The 16,305-nt window shown below is 69.0% G+C and carries 15 protein-coding genes; 13 read left to right on the forward strand and 2 right to left on the reverse strand.

Annotation, left to right across the window (positions count from 1 at the left end; translation table 11 throughout):
* Positions 1-12 precede the first annotated feature (12 nt).
* From gcvPA to ACTIF1_RS13220, 4 genes are read left to right on the forward strand one after another with little or no spacing between them, the layout of a single operon-like run.
* Positions 13-1,410, forward strand: a complete 1,398-nt coding sequence (gene gcvPA, locus ACTIF1_RS13205; protein WP_439596897.1) for an aminomethyl-transferring glycine dehydrogenase subunit GcvPA — start codon at positions 13-15, stop codon at positions 1,408-1,410.
* Positions 1,407-2,948, forward strand: a complete 1,542-nt coding sequence (gene gcvPB / locus ACTIF1_RS13210; RefSeq protein ID WP_439596898.1) for an aminomethyl-transferring glycine dehydrogenase subunit GcvPB — start codon at positions 1,407-1,409, stop codon at positions 2,946-2,948. Before gcvPA ends, gcvPB begins: the two co-directional genes overlap by 4 nt.
* Positions 2,945-4,540 (forward strand): FAD-dependent oxidoreductase, encoded by a 1,596-nt coding sequence (locus tag ACTIF1_RS13215; RefSeq protein WP_439596899.1) that lies wholly within the window; start codon positions 2,945-2,947, stop codon positions 4,538-4,540. The genes gcvPB and ACTIF1_RS13215 overlap by 4 nt, the downstream gene beginning before the upstream one ends.
* Positions 4,537-5,679, forward strand: a complete 1,143-nt coding sequence (locus tag ACTIF1_RS13220; RefSeq protein WP_439596900.1) for an NAD(P)/FAD-dependent oxidoreductase — start codon at positions 4,537-4,539, stop codon at positions 5,677-5,679. Before ACTIF1_RS13215 ends, ACTIF1_RS13220 begins: the two co-directional genes overlap by 4 nt.
* On the opposite strand, the gene ACTIF1_RS13225 is transcribed toward ACTIF1_RS13220, so the two are convergent.
* Positions 5,657-6,463, reverse strand: coding sequence for an IclR family transcriptional regulator domain-containing protein (locus ACTIF1_RS13225; protein ID WP_439596901.1), 807 nt, complete (start codon positions 6,461-6,463; stop codon positions 5,657-5,659). The genes ACTIF1_RS13220 and ACTIF1_RS13225 overlap by 23 nt on opposite strands.
* A 192-nt stretch (positions 6,464-6,655) precedes the next feature.
* Here ACTIF1_RS13225 and ACTIF1_RS13230 point away from each other — a divergent pair, with 192 nt between their 5' ends.
* From ACTIF1_RS13230 to ACTIF1_RS13270, 9 genes are all read left to right on the forward strand, one after another.
* Positions 6,656-7,975, forward strand: coding sequence for an ABC transporter substrate-binding protein (locus ACTIF1_RS13230; protein ID WP_439596902.1), 1,320 nt, complete (start codon positions 6,656-6,658; stop codon positions 7,973-7,975).
* Between the two features lie 8 nt (positions 7,976-7,983).
* Entirely contained in the window at positions 7,984-8,880 is an 897-nt protein-coding gene (locus ACTIF1_RS13235) for a carbohydrate ABC transporter permease (protein WP_439596903.1), read from the forward strand.
* Positions 8,877-9,695, forward strand: coding sequence for a carbohydrate ABC transporter permease (locus ACTIF1_RS13240; RefSeq protein WP_439596904.1), 819 nt, complete (start codon positions 8,877-8,879; stop codon positions 9,693-9,695). Before ACTIF1_RS13235 ends, ACTIF1_RS13240 begins: the two co-directional genes overlap by 4 nt.
* Positions 9,692-10,768, forward strand: a complete 1,077-nt coding sequence (locus tag ACTIF1_RS13245) for an ABC transporter ATP-binding protein (RefSeq protein ID WP_439596905.1) — start codon at positions 9,692-9,694, stop codon at positions 10,766-10,768. Before ACTIF1_RS13240 ends, ACTIF1_RS13245 begins: the two co-directional genes overlap by 4 nt.
* Positions 10,765-11,664 carry a dihydrodipicolinate synthase family protein gene (locus ACTIF1_RS13250; RefSeq protein ID WP_439596906.1) on the forward strand — a complete coding sequence of 300 codons (900 nt, stop codon included), beginning with the start codon at positions 10,765-10,767 and terminating at the stop codon, positions 11,662-11,664. Before ACTIF1_RS13245 ends, ACTIF1_RS13250 begins: the two co-directional genes overlap by 4 nt.
* Before the next feature lies 1 nt (position 11,665).
* Positions 11,666-12,448 carry an SDR family oxidoreductase gene (locus ACTIF1_RS13255; RefSeq protein WP_439596907.1) on the forward strand — a complete coding sequence of 261 codons (783 nt, stop codon included), beginning with the start codon at positions 11,666-11,668 and terminating at the stop codon, positions 12,446-12,448.
* Positions 12,449-12,450: 2 nt separating this feature from the next.
* Entirely contained in the window at positions 12,451-13,176 is a 726-nt protein-coding gene (locus ACTIF1_RS13260) for an SDR family NAD(P)-dependent oxidoreductase (RefSeq protein WP_439596908.1), read from the forward strand.
* 10 nt (positions 13,177-13,186) lie between these two features.
* On the forward strand, positions 13,187-14,023 hold the full coding sequence (locus ACTIF1_RS13265; RefSeq protein WP_439596909.1) for a sugar phosphate isomerase/epimerase family protein: 837 nt from the start codon (positions 13,187-13,189) through the stop codon (positions 14,021-14,023).
* A gap of 84 nt (positions 14,024-14,107) precedes the next feature.
* Positions 14,108-14,866, forward strand: coding sequence for a GntR family transcriptional regulator (locus tag ACTIF1_RS13270; protein ID WP_439596910.1), 759 nt, complete (start codon positions 14,108-14,110; stop codon positions 14,864-14,866).
* Here ACTIF1_RS13270 and ACTIF1_RS13275 read toward each other — a convergent pair whose 3' ends face one another.
* Entirely contained in the window at positions 14,867-16,288 is a 1,422-nt protein-coding gene (locus ACTIF1_RS13275) for an FAD-binding oxidoreductase (protein WP_439596911.1), read from the reverse strand.
* Positions 16,289-16,305 lie beyond the last annotated feature (17 nt).

Here is a 16,305-nt window from a genome sequence, read left to right on the forward strand (position 1 = left end):
GAAGGAGCCCGCATGAGCATAGCCCATCCCTGGATGGCCAATTCGGTGCCCGCCATCAAGGCGGCCATGCTGCGCGAGATCGGCGCGCCTTCCATCGAGGCGCTGTTCGAGCAGATTCCGGCGGATCACCGCACGCAGCACGAATTCGCGCTGCCGCCGTCGCTGCGATCCGAGCCTGAGCTGCGGCGGCACATGCTGTCGCTGCTGCGCAAGAACACGAGCTGCGAGGAGAACCTCAGCTTCCTCGGTGCCGGCATCTGGCAGCACCATGTGCCGGCGATCTGCGACGAGATCGCGGGGCGTTCCGAATTTCTGACATCCGTCTGGGGCACGGCGATGTCGGACCATGGCCGCAACCAGGCCTGGTTCGAATTCTGCTCGCAGCTTGGCGAGCTGGTGGAATGCGATTTCGTCGGCCTGCCCGTCTATTCCTGGGGCTGCGCGGCAGGCAATGCGGTGCGGCTGGCCTCGCGGCTGAACGGGCGGCGGCGCGTGCTGGTGCCGGAATGGATGGACCCGGAGCGGCTGGCGGTGATCCGCCAGTACTGCGAGCCGGAGGGCATGCCGAACCGTATCGCGGTGGAGCTGGTGGCGCAGCGCGCGGCGGATGGGCTGATCGACCTCGACGACCTGCGGGCGAAGCTCAATGACGGCGTCACGGCCGTGTATTTCGAGAACCCGTCCTTCCTCGGCATCATCGAGACGCAGGGCGCGGAGATCGCGCGGCTCGCGCATGCCGTGGGCGCCGAGGTGATCGTCGGCGTGGATCCGATCAGCCTCGGCGTGCTGGCGCCGCCGCCGGCCTATGGCGCGGATATCGTTGTCGGCACCACCCAGACGCTGGGCGCGCATATGAGCGCGGGCGGCGGCGCCGGCGGCTTCATCGCTTCGCGCGATGAGGAACGCTATGCGCGCGAATATCCGACGCTGAACATCTCGATCACGCCCACGCGCAATCCCGGCGAGCACGGTTTTGCCCTCAGCCTCTCGCATCAGTCCAGCTATGGCATGCGGGAGCAGGGCAAGGACTGGACGGGCAATTCCGTCTACCTCACCGCCATCGCCAATGCCGTCTTCATGTCGCTGATGGGGCCCGAAGGTTTTTCGGAACTCGGCGAGCTGGTGCTGGCGCGGTCGCATGACGCGGCACGGCGGCTGGATGCGATTCCGGGTGTGTCCGTTCGGTGGAAGTCCGGCTTCTTCCGTGAGTTCGTCGTCGATTTCTCGGCAACCGGCCGCAGCGTGGCGCAGGTGAATGCGGCACTGCTGGCGCGCGGCATTTTTGGCGGCAAGGATCTTTCGGCGGATATCCCGGCGCTCGGCCAGTCCGCGCTCTATGCGGTGACGGAGGTGCATGCGCCGGAGGACATCGCGCGATTGGCCAAGGCGCTGGAGGAGATCCTGCGATGACCGCAAAACTGATCCACCAGGCGCGCTGGAACGAGCCGGTCGTGATGGAGATGGGTGTCGCCGGGCGTCGCGGCCTGGTCTTCCCGAAGCCGGAGACAGACGCCGCCGCGCTGGTCCCCGCCGGCATGCGTCGCCGTGCAAAGCCGGCGCTGCCGGAAATGACGGAGCACGACGTGCTGCGCCACTACCTGCATCTGTCGCAGCAGGTGCTGGGCATGATGGGCGTCAGCCTCTTCGGCACCTGCACCATGAAGTACAATCCGCGGCTCAGCGAGGCGCTGGGTCTGCGGCCGCAGATGGCGGAGATCCATCCGCTGCAGCCGGCGTCGAGCATCCAGGGCCTGTTGGAGATCGTGCACAACTTCGATCTCATCCTGCGCGAGCTGTCCGGCATGGACCAGTTCGTCTTCCAGGCCGCCGGCGGGGCGGATGCGGCCTATACGCATACCTGCGTCACCCGCGGCTATTTTGCTGCGAAGGGCGAGCTGGAACAGCGCAACGAGATCATCACCTCGATCCAGGCGCATCCCTGCAACCCCGCCACCGCCGCCACCGCCGGCTTCAAGGTGGTGACGCTGATGCTGGAGGAGAACGGCTATCCCTCGATCGAGGCGCTGAAGGCCGCGCTGTCCCATCGCACCGCTGCGCTGATGATCAACAACCCCGACGACATGGGCGTCTACAACCCGCAGATCCGCGAATGGACGGCGCTGGTGAAGCAGGCGGGCGGCCTCGCCTTCTACGACCACGCCAATTTCAACGGCGTGATGGGCCGCATCCGCGCGCGCGAGCTCGGCTTCGACGCCTGCATGTTCATGCTGCACAAGACCTTTGGGGGGCCGAAGGGCGGCGGTGGGCCGGCTGTCGGCGCCTATGGCTGCTCTTCCGAACTCGCGCCGTTCCTGCCGAAGCCGCTGGTCGTGAAGAACGGTGATGGCAGCTACGGTCTTGACGATGACCGCCCGCAATCGGTCGGCAAGGTGCGCGAATTCCTGGGGAACCTGCATATCGTCATGCGCGCCTATGCCTGGGCGCGGGCGATGGGCGCCGATGGCATCAAGGAAGCGGCCGATCTCGCTGTGCTCGCCAACAACTACATGGAGAAGAAGCTGCTCGCGATCCCCGGCGTCGCGCGGTCGAACCCAGACGCCAAGACCTGGCGGATGGAGATGACGCGCTACGGGCTGGGACCGCTGAAGGAGGAGACGGGGCTCGGCGTGGTCGAGGTCGGCAACCGCATGACCGACTACGGCATCGACGCGCCCTGGCTCTCGCACGAGCCCTGGGTGGTGCCGGAACCCTTCACCCCGGAAGCGGGCGAGCTGTGGTCGAAGGAGGATATCGACCTCTGGTGCGAGGTGCTGGCCAAGGTTTGCGAGGAGGCGCGCGAAAACCCGGAACTCGTGCGCACCGCCCCGCACAACGCGCCGATCGGCCGCGTGGATGCGGAGGCGCCGGAGGACCCGGCGCGTTGGGCCACTACCTGGCGCGCCCACCAGCGCAAGCACGCCGCCAGCCGCGCGCGCGCCGCCGAGTGACGCTGGACTTCGAGGGCCGCGCCATCGCAGTGCGGCCCGGCCAGAGCCTGGCCGCCGCGCTGACCGAAGCCGGCGTGCTGGACCTGCGCGAGTCCCGCAGCGGCGGGCGCGGCCTCTATTGTGGAATGGGCGCCTGCCAGGACTGCGTGATGGTGGTGGACGGCGTGCCCAATACGCGCGCCTGCATGACGAAAGCCGTGTCCGGCCAACAGGTGAAGCGCCAGCCGCATCCGGCGCCGCTGCCGACACGCGCCACGGGCACCCCGCCGCTGGCGCTCGAAGATCTGCCGGAGGAAACGCCCGATCTGCTGGTGGTCGGCGGCGGCGCGGGTGGCCTCGCCGCCGCCCTGGCCGCGCGGCGTGCCGGGGTGGATGTGCTGCTGGTCGATGAGCGCAGCATCCCCGGCGGCCAGTACTACAAGCAGGCCATGCCGGGACTCGCGCCAATGGATGCGCAGCAATCCGAAGGCGCCGCACTGCTCGCCGCCTGCCGCGAGGCCGGCGTGCGCATCCTGGACGGCACCGAGGTCTGGGGCGCTTTCGCGCCGCTGCTCTTCCTCGCCACGCGGCAGGGCCGCACCTTGCGGCTGCGGCCGCGCGCGGCCGTGTTGGCGACCGGCGCGCAGGAACGCGCCTTGCCCTTCCCCGGCTGGACCCTGCCGGGCGTGATGACCACGGGCGCCGCGCAGACCCTCTGGCGCAGCTACCGCACCCTGCCCGGCCGCCGCCTGCTGGTGGCGGGCAATGGACCGCTGAACCTGCAGGTGGCGCTGGAGCTTGCCGAGGGTGGGGCGGAGGTGGTGGCCGTGGCGGAAGCCTCCTCCGGTCTGCGGCCGCTCGCCCTGGCACGCATGCTGCGGGCCGCGCCTAAACTGGCGGCCAAGGGTCTGGGCATGCTCGCCGCGCTGCGCCGCCGCGGCATTCCGCTGAAGCGCGGGCGGCTGCTCCGCAGCGTCACGCGCGCGGTGGATGGCGCGCTGCTGGTGGAGCTGGATGACGGCACGCGCCAGATGGTGGATGCCGTTCTCTGCGGCTATGGCTTCCAGCCCGAGAACGCGCTGCTGCGCGCGATCGGCGCCACGCATGCGATGCAGGACGGGCTGCTGCGGCCGCAGCGCGACTCGGCAATGCGGACCAGCATCGAGGGGCTCTACGCCGTGGGCGATGGCTGCGGCCTAGGTGGTGCGCCGGCGGCGCTGGCGGAGGGCGAAATCGCGGGCCTCGCCGTGGCGCGCAGCCTCGGTCACGCCGTGCCCTCGGAAGCGCCCGCGCGCGCCCGCCTGGCACGGCACCGCGCCTTCCAAAACGCGCTCTGGCAGGTTTTCGCTACCCCCTTCCCCGGCCTGTCGCTGGCGCAACCCGAAACGCTGATCTGCCGTTGCGAGGAGGTGATGCTGGCACAGATCGATGCCGCGATCGCCGCCGGCCCCGCCGATATCGGCGAGGTGAAGCGCCGCACGCGCTGCGGCATGGGCCGCTGCCAGGGCCGCTACTGTGGGCCGCTGCTGGCCGCGCGCATGGGCGTGGACGACAGTTTCGCCCCACGCGTGCCGGCGCGGCCCTTGCGCATCTCGGATCTCATCGGGCCATGACCGATATCGCGGTCATCGGCGGCGGCATCGTGGGCATGTGCCTGGCGCGCGAGCTGGCGATGGCGGGCAGCGATGTCACGCTGCTCGATTCAGGCCACCACGCCGGCACCACCGCCAATGCCGGCAGCCTGCATGTGCAGATGCAGTCGCGCTTCCTGCGGATGTATCCGGAGCTGGTGCCGAATCTCGAAGCCTCCCTGCCGCTCTATCCCGAAGCCGCGCGGCGCTGGCGACTGCTGGCCGAGGATCTCGGCGCGGATATCGAGCTGCGCCAATCCGGCGGCCTCATGGTCTGCGAAACCGCCGAGCACTACGAGTTCCTCGCGCAGAAATGTCAGCGCGAACAGGCGCTCGGCTTGCAGGTCGAGATGCTGGATCGCGCGGCGCTTCGCCGCGTGGCGCCCTATCTCGGCGATGCCGTGCATGGCGCGGAGATCTGCGCCGAGGAAGGCAAGCTGAACCCGCTGCTGGCGAACGAGGCTCTGCGCCAGGACCTGCGAAGCCGCGGCGTGCCGCACCGCATCGGCCATCGCATCGCGCGCATCGAGGCGACGCGGGAGGCGCTGCTGCTGCACGGCCCGGACGGCAGCGTGATCCGCGCCGGCCGTGTGGTGCTCGCTGCCGGCGCCGGCAGCGGTGCGCTGGCCGGCTCGCTGGGCGCGCCTCTGCCCACGGTGGCGGAGCCGTTGCACATGAACATCACGGAGGCCACGGCGCCGCTGATCCTGCACCTGGTGCAGCATGCGGAGCGCATGATCACGCTGAAGCAGCTGGCCGCCGGCCAAGTGGTGATCGGCGGCGGCTGGCCCGCGCGTTTTGCTGGGCCGCAGGATTTTCCGACGGTGGAGGCGGCGTCCCTGATCGGCAACCTGTCGCTCGCCCAGCACATCGTGCCGCCGATCGGCGGGCTGCGGCTGCTGCGGAGCTGGGCGGGCGTCAACACCACGGCCGATGGCCAGTGCATCCTCGGCCCGCTGCCGCAGGAGCCGCGCGTGCATGTCGCGGTGCCCGGCGATGCCGGCTACACGCTCGGCCCGCTGGTCGCCTCCATGGCGGCGGCGCTGCTGCTGGGGCGCGATCCCGGCTTCGCGACGGATCGCTTCACGCCCGGGCGCTTCAGTCGCGCAGCGAGCGGTTGATGCGGTCCGCGGCCTGCAGAATCTCCGGCAGGAAGCGGCTGTGCAGCGCCTCGGCCGTCACGCGCGAGGACGGGCCGCAGACATTCAGCGCGGCGAGCACCGCGCCGCCTGGCGCGCGCAGCGGCACGGAGACGGAGCGCAGGCCGACCTCCAGCTCCTCATCCACGATCGCATATCCGTCGCGCCGCACCTGGTCGACGATCTCGCGCAGCCTGGCCTTCGACGTCACCGTGTTCGCCGTGAAGGCCGTCGGCTTCAGCGCCGCCATCGCCTGCGCCAGCGCCGCATCGGGCAGGCCCGCCAGCAGCACGCGGCCGACGGAGGTGCAATACGCCGGCAGCCGCCGCCCCACCGCGATGCCCACCGCAACCACACGCCCGGGCGACGGCGCATGCGCGACGTAGAGCGCATCCTGCCCATCGAGCACGGCCGCGAAGGCGGCCTCGCCAAGGCGCGCGGAGAGATCCGCCATCACCGGCCGCGCCAGGTCCCACAGCCCGAGCGAGGCGACGGCGGAATGGCCGAGTTCGAGCAGCTTCGCGGTCGGCCGGAAGCGCCCGCCATCCTGCTCCATGTAGCCGGCATGGGTGAAGGTCAGCAGGAAGCGCCGCGCTGTCGCACGCGAAAGCCCCGTGCGCTCCGCCACCTGCGACAGCGTCTGCCGCGGCGTCTGCCGGTCGAAGCTGCGCAGCACATCCAGCGCGCGCAGCACGGATTGCACGATCTCCCGCTCCTCGCCCGGGCGTGTGGCGTTGGGAAAGCCTTGGGGGATGGCGTCGTCCATCGTTGTGGAAGTCCGTGTATGGCCTGTGTTCGCAGGGCGAACATAGGGGGCCGGAATCGTCATGGTCAATGTCGAAAGCGGCTGATTTACCCTTGCGGGATCGCTCCGACCGGTTTCACACTGCGGCCACTCGTTCGCCTGGCGGTCACCCGTTAAAGGCGACAACAACCGGGAAGCAGTGGGGACGAGAGAATGAACACCACCAGCAAGGGCGTTACCCGCCGCAGCCTCGGGCTCGGCGCCGCGGGGCTTGCCGCCGCCGGCGTGCGGCCCGCGGCGGCACAGCAGACCACGCTGCGCTGGTGGTCGCCGCAGACCGCGCCGGCACAGCGCGAGGCCTACAACTTCCAGATCCGCAGCTTCGAGGAAGCCAATCCCGGCGTGCGCGTGGTCTTCGAAGCGACCTCCGACGAAGGCTATCCGGCACAGATGGCCGCCGCCTTCGCCTCCGGCCAGGTGCCTTCGGTGGTGACGCATCTGCCGCATTTCGCGGTGGCGACCTATTGGCAGAACGGCCTGCTGGAGCCGATGAACGACGTGATCTCGGCCGTCGGCACCGAGAACTACTATGACGGCGCCAACCGCATCTATGAGATCACGCAGGGCCAGTATGCCGGCACCGGCATCGGCAATTCCGCGGCGAACATGATGTGGCTGCGCACGGATCTGATGCGCGCCGCGGGCGTGGAGGCGGCGCCCCGCACCTGGGACCAGCTGCGCGACCTGTGCCGGCGCACGCAGCGCGGCGGCGTCTATGGCGCGCCCCTGCCCTATGCGCGCAATTCGATGACCAGCCTGATCTTCATCTGCTTCGTGCATGGCGCCGGCGGGCAGATCTTCACGCCGGACCTGCAGGTGGCGGTGGATAGCGACGCCTTCCGCAATGCGCTGGAATTCTACAAGTCGATGCGGGAGTTCTGCCCGCCCGGCGCCACCAACTATTCCTGGGGCGAGAGCCTGACCGGCTTCGTCGCCGGCGCCACCGCAACCGGCATCTACACGGGCCGCGTGCTGGCGAATGTGGCGGCGCAGAATCCGCGGATCGCGGACAGCATCACCTGCGCCGAATACCCGACGATCTCGACCAGCGTGCCGCATTGGACCTTCAACGATTTCCCCAGCGTGATGATCCCGAAGGTGGCGCCGAACATGGCGCTGGCGAAGCGCTTCGCCGCGCATCTGTTCCGCGCCGATGGATATATCCGCCAGCTGCATGCGGCGCCGGGCCATGTGTTGCCGGTGCTGAAGACCATCAGCGCCATGCCGGCCTATCAGGAGAATGCGCTGATCCAGAAATACCGCGCGGAGGTGGATCGCATGTCCACCGCTGCGGCGGCCGGGCACAACCTGGGATGGGAGAGCACTTCGCATAAGCCGAACACCGCGGCGGGCCGCATCATCGCGAGCCATGTGCTGGCGGAAGCGGTGCAGCGCTATGTCGTGAACAACGAGCCGGTGGCGCAGGTGGTCTCCACCACCGCGCAGCGGCTCGAGCAGATCATGCGCGGCTGATCCTGCGCGTGAAGCCTGCCACGAATCCGCTCGACCGACGCGATGCCTGGCTGGGGGTGATGCTGATCGCCCCCAGCGTGCTGATCTTCTGCGCCGTCATCGTCTATCCGCTGGTCTCGGCCATCTATCTCAGCCTGTTCTCGATCTATACGCCGACGCTGCAGGGCCACTTCGTCGGCCTGTCGAATTACGCGGAACTGCTGGCGGGCGGGGAGTTCTGGCATTCGCTGGCCAATACGCTGATCTGGACCATCTGCACGCTCACGCTGCAGGTGGTGCTGGGCATCGCCGCCGCGCTGATGCTGCACCAGGCCATCATCTTCCGGTCGCTGGCGCGCAGCCTGATCCTGTTTCCCTACTTCGTCTCCACCGTCGTCGCCGTGCTGGTCTGGCGCTGGCTGTTCAACGACCTCTATGGCATCCTGAACCACCTGATGATCTCGGCGGGCCTGCTGAACATGCCGCTGGACTGGCTGGGCTCCATGCCGAATGCCATGGTCAGCATCGTGCTGGTCGGCGCCTGGAAATACTTCCCCTTCGTCGTCATCGCCGTGCTGGCGCGGCTGCAGACGATTCCGGACAATCTGTATGAGGCGGCGACGATCGATGGCGCCGGCGCCTGGGGCCGCTTCTGGGATGTGACGCTGCCGCAGCTGAAGGATGTGCTGCTGGTGGTGGTGCTGCTGCGCGCCATCTGGGACTTCAAGGAATTCGACCTGATCTACCTGATGACCGGCGGCGGGCCACTGATCGCGACGCAGACGCTGCCGCTGATGGTCTACAAGGAAGCCTTCGGCATGGATGCCATGGGCCGCGCCACCGCGGTGGCCGTCGCCATGATGTTCGTCATGCTGGTCTTCATGCTGCTGTATCTGCGGCAGGCCAAGCAGGATGCCGCCAAGTGAAGCGCGTGCTGTTCAACCTGATGGCCTGGACCATCGTGCTGGTCACCGCCTTCCCGCTGCTGTGGATGGTGCTGACCTCCGTAAAACCGCAGTTCGAGCTGTTCCGCATGCCGCCGACCTTCTGGCCGGAACAGATCACCTTCGAGCACTACGCGCGCCTGCTGTGGGAGACGCCCTTCCTCACCTATATGCGCAATTCGCTGATCCTGTCCTTCTCCACCACAGTGCTGGTGGTGGCGGTGGCGACGCTCGGCGCGCATAGCCTGGTGCGCTTCCGCTATCCGGGGCGGGAGAGACTGGCACAGCTGGTGCTCTTCACCTACCTACTTCCCTCCGTTGTGCTGATCCTGCCGCTGTATCTGCTGATGGTCTGGCTCGGCATCGCCAATTCGCTGCTGAGCCTGGTCATCGCCTATACCAGCTTCGCTTTGCCCTATGCGCTGTGGCTGCTGCGCAGCTTCATGCAGGGCATTCCGGACGATCTGGAATCGGCGGCGCTGGTGGATGGCGCGACGCGGATGGAGGCTTTTGTCGACGTCATCCTGCCGCAGGCGCTGCCGGGCATCATCTCCACCTGTCTCTTCACCTTCATCCTGTCCTGGAACGAGTATCTCTACGCGCTGGTGCTGGTGAACACGGACGAGGCGCGGCCGCTCACCACCGGGGTGATGAGCATGCTGGTCAGCGCCTTCAACATCGAATGGTCCCTGCTGATGGCTGCCTCCGTCATGATGAGCGTGCCGCTCATCATCATCTTCGCCTTCCTGCAAAAATACCTGACGCGCGGCTTCGGCGCGGGTGGCGTGAAGGGATGAGCGCGGCGGAGGTCACCTTCAGCAAGGTCCGCAAGGCCTTTGGCAACGCCGTCGCGGTGCGGGAGCTGGACCTGGCGATCGGCGCCGGGGAATTCGTCTCGCTGCTCGGTCCATCCGGTTGCGGCAAGACCACCAGCCTGCGGATGCTGGCAGGGCTGGAGTTTCCGACCAGCGGCACCATCAGCATCGGCGGCCGCGTGGTGAATGACGTGGCGCCGGGCAAGCGCGACGTGGCCATGGTGTTCCAGTCCTACGCGCTCTATCCGCATATGACGGTGGGCGAGAACATCGCCTATCCGCTGAAGAAGCAGGGCATGGCCCGCGGGGAGCGTGAGGCGCAAGTGAAGCGCATCGCGGCCATGCTGAAGCTGGAGGCGCTGCTGGACCGCAAGCCGCGGCAGCTTTCGGGCGGGCAGCAGCAGCGTGTCGCGCTCGGCCGCGCCCTGGTTCGAAGCCCGAAGGTCTTCCTGCTGGATGAGCCGCTGTCGAACCTGGACGCCAAGCTGCGGGCGCATATGCGGGCGGAGCTGATCGAGCTGCATCGCCAGCTCGGCCGCACCTTCGTCTATGTGACGCATGACCAGCTGGAAGCGATGACGATGTCGGATCGCATCGCGGTGATGGAGGGCGGCGAGCTGCGGCAATTCGCGCCGCCGCGGGAGGTCTATGACAGGCCCGCCAACCTCTTTGTCGCCAGCTTCATCGGCACGCCGCCGATGAACATCGTGCATGGCGAATTCAACGGCCGCGTCTTCCGCCACCCCGCCATCACCGTGCCCTTCCACGTCACGGGCGCCCCCACCAAGGTCGCGCTGGGTGTGCGGCCGGAGGATGTGCTGCTGGGCGAGGGTCCGTTCCGCGCCACCGTGCGCGTGGTGGAGCCCACCGGGCACGAGACCATCGTGATGCTGGATGCGGAGGGCGCCTCCCTCACCGCCCGCGCGCCGGCCGAATCGCATCTGCGGCCGGGCGAAATCGTCCCCTTCGCCCTGCGGGCGGATCGCCTGCATCTGTTCGACGCCACCACCGAACTGCGCCTCGAGGCGCGTGCCACCGAGGAGATTTCCGCATGAACCGCGACGATGTCGACTGGTCGGGCCCCATGCCGGCCCTGACCACGCCCTTCGACAGCCAGGGCCGCATCGACAGCGCCGGCTTCGCGGCGAATGTCACCCGCATGCTGGATGCCGGCGCGACGGGCATTGTGGCCTGCGGCTGCACCGGCGAGTTCTGGGCGCTGGACCTAGCCGAGCGCGCCGCGCTGTACCACGAGGCGGTGAAGGCTACCGCCGGCCGCGGCACCGTCATTGTCGGCACAGGCTGCGTGGGCGAGGCTGATACCATCGCGCTGGCCGCCAAGGCGAAGGAGGCCGGCGCCGATGGCGTGCTGGTGTTGCCGCCCTTTTTCGTGAAGCTCACCGACGACGAGATTTTTGCCCACTACAAGGCGGTCTCGGATGCGGTGCAACTGCCGATCATCGCCTACAACATTCCCGGCAATGCGGTGAACGCGATCTCGCCTGCGCTGGCGGACCGTCTTGCGGATCTTGAGAAGATCGTCGCCATCAAGGAATCCTCCGGCGACTGGAACAATTTCTACGGCACGCTGCTGGCGGTGAAGGATCGGCTGCGTGTCTTCTGCGGCCCCTCCTCCGTCTTTGGCGTGCCGGCCGTTGCGCTCGGCGCGGATGGCACGGTGGATTGCTTCCCGAATGTCTGGACCGGCTGCCTCGATCTCTACTACGCGGCGCGCGATGGGCGGGAGGATGCGGCGGAGCTGCAGGAGATGGGGCGCAGGCTGACAGATCTTTTCGTCAGCGGCGGCCGCACGCTTTATCCGGCGACCAAGGCAGCGATGGACATGATGGGTTTTGCCGGCGGCGGCACGCCGCGCCCGCCGCTGCGGCCACTCACGGGTGCGCCGCTGGATGGGCTGCGCAGCGGGCTGCAGGAACTGGGGCTGCTCTGACATGGATCTCGGCATCAAGGGTCGCCACGCGCTGGTCTGCGGCGGCAGCCGCGGCCTCGGCGAGGCCTGCGCGCGCTCGCTCGCCAAAGAAGGCGCCAACCTCACCATCGTGGCGCGCGGCGCGGAGGCGCTTGAAGACGCTGCGGCGAAACTGCGCGCCGAGACCGGCGTCGCGGTGCAGATCGTCGCCGCCGATGTGAACACCGAGGAAGGGCGCGACGCGATCCTCGCCGCCTGCCCGGCGCCAGACATTTTGGTCTGCAATCCCGGTGTCCGCCAGGTGCCCGGCAATTTCCGGGAATGGGACCGCGCGGAATGGCTCTATTGGTGGGATGTGCATTTCCATTCCTCGATGGAGCTGATCCGCCGCACCACGCCCGGCATGTGCGACCGCAAATTCGGCCGCGTCGTCAGCATCTCCGTCAGCTTCATCAAGTTTCCGCAGATCGGCTTCGCGCATTCCCATGCCGCGCGCGTGGCGCTGTCCGGCGCCATCGGCTCCATCGCGCGCGAACTTATCCCGCACAATGTCACGGTGAACACGGTCTGCCCCGGCCTGTTCGACACGGACGCGCTGCGCACCAACCTGCACGGCCATGCGGCGCGCCGCGGCACGACCTATGAGGCGATGGTGGAGGATCGCATCGCCGGCTGCCCCGCCGGGCGCTTCGCGGACCCCGCCGAATGCGGCGATCTCGTCGCCTATCTCTGCAGCGCCCAGGCCGGCTTCATGACAGCCCAGAACATCGTCAATGACGGTGGCGTCTATCAGGGCCTGTTCTGACCATGCGCGACGCGGAGCTGCTGCCCGCCGCCGGCCGCGTCATCGCCCTCTCCGGCGCCTCGCGCGGCTTGGGCGCGGCCATCGCGCGGCGCCTGCATGCGGAAGGCTATACGCTGGCTCTCGGCCTGCGTGATCCCTCCGCGGCGAAGCGGCTGGGCCTGGGCGAGGAGCGTGTCAGCGTGCATCGCTACGATGCGATGAATCCCGAAAGCGCGGAGGGCTGGATCGATGCTGCCGTGGCGCGGCATGGCCGGCTCGACGGGCTCATCAACAATGCCGGCATCCTGCGCCGCGTCACCTGGGACGAAGGGGGCGAGGCGGAGCTGGACGAGCTCTGGACCGTCAATGTGAAGGCGCCCTTCCGCGCCACGCGCCGCGCCTTGCCCCACCTGCGCGCCGCGGGGCATGGCCGCGTGGTCAACATCGCCTCCACCGACGGCAAGCGCATCCGCGATGCCAGCGTCTCCATCGGCTATGCCATGACCAAGCAGGCCCTCGTCGCGCTCAGCCAGGCCGCGAAATTCGCGGGCTGGGAGGATGGCCTGCGCGTCACCGCGCTCTGCCCCGGTGCCATCGACACGGAGTTGTTGGCCGGCCTGCCCGGCATCTCCACCACGCGCCTTTCGCCCGCCACCGTGGCGGAGATCGTGGCGCTGCTGCTGCGGCTGCCGGATACCGCCACCATCGCCGAGCTGATCGTCAACACCCGTCTCGAACACACGCTGTAGGAGGATGCCCATGGCCGCCCTGCCGGTTGCCGTCTCCACCTTTCCCTTCCTCTATTCGCATGACGGGCTGGGCGCGATGCAGCACCTGCACCGCCAGGGCTATCGCGCCTTCGAGATGATGATCTTCCCGCCGCATTGCTGGCCCTCGGAGCTCACGCCGGCGAAGCGTCGCGAATACAAATCCTGGCTCGCCGACAGCGGCTCCGCCATCACCTCCTTCTGCTATCCGCTGCTGGACAACAACCCGAACAGCGTCTGCGCGAAGATGCGCCGCTATACGCTGGACCGGTACCGGGAGGCCATCGACCTCGCCGCCGACTGGGGCTGCCCCTATGTCTGCGCCATTCCCGGCCCGGTGAATTCGCTGATCGACCCGCCGCTGCCCTGGATGCGCGCCTGGTTCCTCGAAGGCATGCGCGAGCTGGTCGATTTCGCGAAGGGCTCGGGCGTTGAGATCATCCTGGAGAACGTGCCCTTCACCTGGGCGCCGAGCGCGCAGGACATGCTCTCCCTCGCCGAGGAGATCGGCCCCGAAGTCGGGCTGAACTTCGACATCTGCAACAGCGCCTTCATCAAGGAGGATGTGGCGGCGGCCATCCGCCTGCTGGGGAAGCGCATCAAGAACGTCCATATCTCCGACAGCGGCTACGAGGTCTTCAAGCACACCCGCCTCGGCACCGGCATCGTGGATGCGGCGGCCGCCGGCGCGGCGCTGCGGGAGATCGGCTACCAGGGCCAGACGGTGCTGGAGATCATCACGGATGCGCTGCAGCCCGGCGCCGACCCGGATGCGGATATCCGGGCGAGCCATGACATTTTGGCATCACTCGGCTGGAAATCACGCTGATTTGCCGTAACTGGCGCTCCCGGTATACACCTTGGTCGTGGCCGGCCCATTCAGGTCGGCCCCGATTGGGTGACGGAAGCGCCGATGACACGGGACAAGACCGAGACTGCCCGCGCGCCGCGTGAATCCTCCGACCGCGCCCCGCGCGAGATCGGCGATGCCGGCCCGCGCGAAGCCGCCCCCCGCAGCCTGCGCGAGCAGGCGCTGGAGGCAATCAAGCGCGGCATCCTGGATTCCCGCTATGCGCCGGGCGCCCTGCTCTCCGAGAACCAGCTGGCGGATGAGCTGCAGATCAGCCGCACCCCGATCCGGGAGGCGCTGCGCGAACTGGCCGGCGGCGGGCTGGTCCGCATCCTGCCGCAGCGCGGCATCGTGGTCTCCGAGCTCTCGGTGCATGACATCGTCGAGGTCTATCAGCTGCGCGAGCAGCTGGAGGGCTTTGCCGTCCGGATCGCGGCCGAACGCCTGGGCCCGGCCGATGCCGAGGGGCTGCTGGCGGACCACCGGGACGCGCTGGCGCATATGCAGGCGGGCGCGCTGCGCGCGGCCTATGACAGCTCGGTCCTGATGCACAGCCGCATCCTGGGGCTGGCCGGCAATTCGCGCCTGTCCCAGTTCATGGCGCAGCTCGGCGACCAGGTGCATCGCTTCGGCCTGCTGACCCTGCGCCATGGCCGGGTGGAACGCGCGCTGGCGGAGCACGGCCAGATCATCGAGGCGCTGGTCGCCAATCGGCCGGAGGAGGCGGAGAGCCTGATGCGCCAGCATCTGCGCGCGGACCGCGACCTGGCGCTGCGCGTGGTGCTGCCCGCCGGGGTGATGCAGCCGGAATTGACGGCCTAGCTATCCCTGCGAGCCTTCCAGGGCGCCGGGATTCATCCGCCCGCGCGGGTCCAGCATCGCCTTGACGGAATGCAGCAGCTGCGCCGCCCCCGGCTCCATGCGGGAGCCGAGCTTGTAGAAGCGGCCGAGCTGGGCATGCACCGCGCCATGCTGGTCCATGATGAGCGAGAGGCGGTCCCGCGCCTGGCGCACCAGGTCCCGCGCCGCAAGATTGGCCGGGAAATGCGCGAAGCGGGCGCGGCTGGCCTCCGGCAGGTGCTCCAGATGCAGCGCATCCAGCGCGTCCTGCCAGTAGAACATGGGCTCGATCGTCACATAGGCGCCGAGCGAGGAGATCATGTGGCTGATGCTGATCCCGGCCTCGGCCAGGGCCGGGCCCATCGCCGCATACTCCGCCTCCAGCGCCGCCAGGCAGGCGGCGGCCGCGCCCAGCGGCAGCATGCCATGCACCGGCACCCAGCGCTCCCCGCCCGGCCCGACCAGGCCGCGGATCGAATAGGGCCGCGCCCATAGCGTCTTCGGCAGGCTCGCCGGGATCTCCCGCCCGCCCTGGGCCAGGGCCAGAGCGCGCGCCGCCTCGATGCCCGCCTCCGCCGCCGGGGCGGTGACGCCCTCCGCCGTCAGGTGCAGCGCCCAGGCGGGCTCCGCCCGGGTGGCCTCGGCCTGCGGCAGCGGGTCCATGGCGAAGGCGCGGTTCACGGTGCGGGACTGGGCGATCCGCACCATCGCCGCCATCATCGCCGCGCTGGTCTCGAAGGCGAAGGACGCGAAGGCGGCGGCGCATTTCGGCGCGAGGCGCAGCGCCACCTCCGTCTTCACGCCGAAGGCGCCGCAATCGCCCAGGAACAGGCCGGTGAGATCCGGCCCCATATGCCGCCAGAAGGGCGGCGCATTGCGCAGCGCGAGCGCGCCGGTGCGCACCGCATTGCCATCCGCCAGCACCACGGCGAGGCCCAGGATTCCGTCCATGCCGCCGGGCAGGTTCTGCGCCACCGTGCCGCCGATGGTGGTGACGGAGCCCGAGACGGGCGAGGCCTGCGCCGCGCGAAGCCCATGCGGGGCCAGCGCCGCGGCCAGCGCCTGCCAGGTGGCCCCGGCGCCGACCACCGCGGTCAGGTTCTCCGCATCGATGGAAATGCCGTCCAGCCGCCTGGTATCCACCACGATGGCCGGCGCCCGCGGGACCACGCCCGCGGTATAGGACAGGCCGGCGCCGCGCGGCACGATGGCGCGGCCGAATTCGGCCAGCAGGCGCAGCGCCGTCGCCGTCTCCTCCGTGCTGCCGGGGCGGATGACGATCTCGGCCGGCACGCTGCCGGGCCAGTCGGAGAGATCCGCCGTGGCCTGGGCGCAGGAGACCGCATCGGTCGCGACATGCTGGGCGCCCAGGCGCTGCGCCAGGGCGGCGGCCAGGCTGCTCATCGCCGCATCCGCGGCGG

The sequence above is a fragment of the Falsiroseomonas sp. genome, from assembly GCF_051860665.1.
Lineage (GTDB): Bacteria > Pseudomonadota > Alphaproteobacteria > Acetobacterales > Acetobacteraceae > Falsiroseomonas.

Excerpts from the sequence above, each read along its gene's own strand:
- gcvPA (WP_439596897.1), top strand. The coding sequence starts at position 13 with ATGAGCATAGCCCATCCCTGGATGGCCAATTCGGTGCCCGCCATCAAG.
- gcvPB (WP_439596898.1), top strand. The coding sequence starts at position 1,407 with ATGACCGCAAAACTGATCCACCAGGCGCGCTGGAACGAGCCGGTCGTG.
- ACTIF1_RS13220 (WP_439596900.1), top strand. The coding sequence starts at position 4,537 with ATGACCGATATCGCGGTCATCGGCGGCGGCATCGTGGGCATGTGCCTG.
- ACTIF1_RS13225 (WP_439596901.1), bottom strand. The coding sequence starts at position 6,463 with ATGGACGACGCCATCCCCCAAGGCTTTCCCAACGCCACACGCCCGGGC.
- ACTIF1_RS13230 (WP_439596902.1), top strand. The coding sequence starts at position 6,656 with ATGAACACCACCAGCAAGGGCGTTACCCGCCGCAGCCTCGGGCTCGGC.
- ACTIF1_RS13245 (WP_439596905.1), top strand. The coding sequence starts at position 9,692 with ATGAGCGCGGCGGAGGTCACCTTCAGCAAGGTCCGCAAGGCCTTTGGC.
- ACTIF1_RS13250 (WP_439596906.1), top strand. The coding sequence starts at position 10,765 with ATGAACCGCGACGATGTCGACTGGTCGGGCCCCATGCCGGCCCTGACC.
- ACTIF1_RS13255 (WP_439596907.1), top strand. The coding sequence starts at position 11,666 with ATGGATCTCGGCATCAAGGGTCGCCACGCGCTGGTCTGCGGCGGCAGC.
- ACTIF1_RS13260 (WP_439596908.1), top strand. The coding sequence starts at position 12,451 with ATGCGCGACGCGGAGCTGCTGCCCGCCGCCGGCCGCGTCATCGCCCTC.
- ACTIF1_RS13265 (WP_439596909.1), top strand. The coding sequence starts at position 13,187 with ATGGCCGCCCTGCCGGTTGCCGTCTCCACCTTTCCCTTCCTCTATTCG.
- ACTIF1_RS13270 (WP_439596910.1), top strand. The coding sequence starts at position 14,108 with ATGACACGGGACAAGACCGAGACTGCCCGCGCGCCGCGTGAATCCTCC.
- ACTIF1_RS13275 (WP_439596911.1), bottom strand. The coding sequence starts at position 16,288 with ATGAGCAGCCTGGCCGCCGCCCTGGCGCAGCGCCTGGGCGCCCAGCAT.